The 1,126-nt window shown below is 73.6% G+C and carries 1 protein-coding gene; it reads left to right on the top strand.

The annotated features are described in order from the left end of the window. On the top strand, positions 1–1,126 hold a 1,126-nt coding region (locus tag D588_RS25130), incomplete at both ends, for a hypothetical protein (RefSeq protein WP_017916827.1).

Genomic DNA, 1,126 nt, shown 5'->3' with positions numbered 1-1,126 from the left:
GCGAGCGTGCCGCAGCAGCCGGTGCGTGTGGCCGCGTCGCCGTTGGCATGGACGCAGCCGCCGCAGCGCGCCCGTGCGGCGCCGGCCATCGCGTTTGTCCCGCCGCGCAACGACGTGCCGCTGTTGCCGTTCGACGCGCTGCCCTGGGACGCGCTCGGCGGCGAACTGGCCACGGCGGACAGCGGCGCCCGCTACCCGCGCGATCTGCTGGCGCTGCCCGACGGCGATCTGTTGCTCAGCATGCAGGTGCTGGGCGGGACGGGCGCCAGCACCCGGCTGTGGCGGCTGCATCACGACGGCACGCGCTGGCAGACGGAAACGGTCTGGCAGGGCGAGGGCGGTGCGCAGCGGCTGATGCCCGATGCGCAGGGCAGCCGCGTGTGGTTCCTGGCCGGCGCCGCTGGCGAGTCCGGCGTCCTGTATGCCTATGACGTCGCCTCGCGGCGCCTGCATCGCTACCGGGTCGATGGCGAGGGCAGCGATGGCTACGCGCGCTGGGAACTGGATGCCGCGCAGCGCCCCGTGTATTTCGATCACAGCTACGCTGGCGGTGGCGGTGCGTTCGGCAGCAGTCGGTTCATCCTGAATGCGCCGACCGCTGCGGTACCGGCGGCGGATGGACCCTGGGCGTTCGCGCCGGTGTTCGGCGCGCCGCGACAAGCGTTGATGGATGCGGCGAAGAAGGGCAATGCGCAGCTGTGGCCGGTGCGCCTGCGCGACCCGCATGCGCTGTGGGTGGAGGATGCCCAGGGCATCGCCGCCCTCGATCCGGCCAGCGGGCGTGTCCTGCGCGCCTTCGCGTTGCCGCAGCGTTTCGGTCGCCCCGATCCGGCCGACGCCTCCGGCGTGGCACAGTGGGTGCCCACCCCGTTGGGGTCGCTGCAGGGTCGCTGGATCGCCAGCGGCTTCGTGCTGATGCTGGCCGACCACGGCACCGGGACGCCGCAGTTCGCGCCGTCCGGCGCGTCGAAGGCGCAGCCCGAAGCGCGCTTCGTCGGTATGCACGTGCTGGATATGGACGACGGCCGCGTGCGCCTGTCGGCCTTGCTGGGGTGCGCCGACGCGCTGAAGGCGGCGGCCCGTTCGGCGCACGGCCGGCTGCTGGCGCTGGGCAGCGACGCCCCCG

The sequence above is a fragment of the Xanthomonas sp. SHU 308 genome, assembly GCF_000364645.1.
Taxonomy (GTDB): Bacteria; Pseudomonadota; Gammaproteobacteria; order Xanthomonadales; family Xanthomonadaceae; genus Xanthomonas_A; species Xanthomonas_A sontii.
The sequence above is the reverse complement of the archived record's forward strand: the minus strand, read 5'-3'. Positions and strand labels throughout refer to the sequence as shown.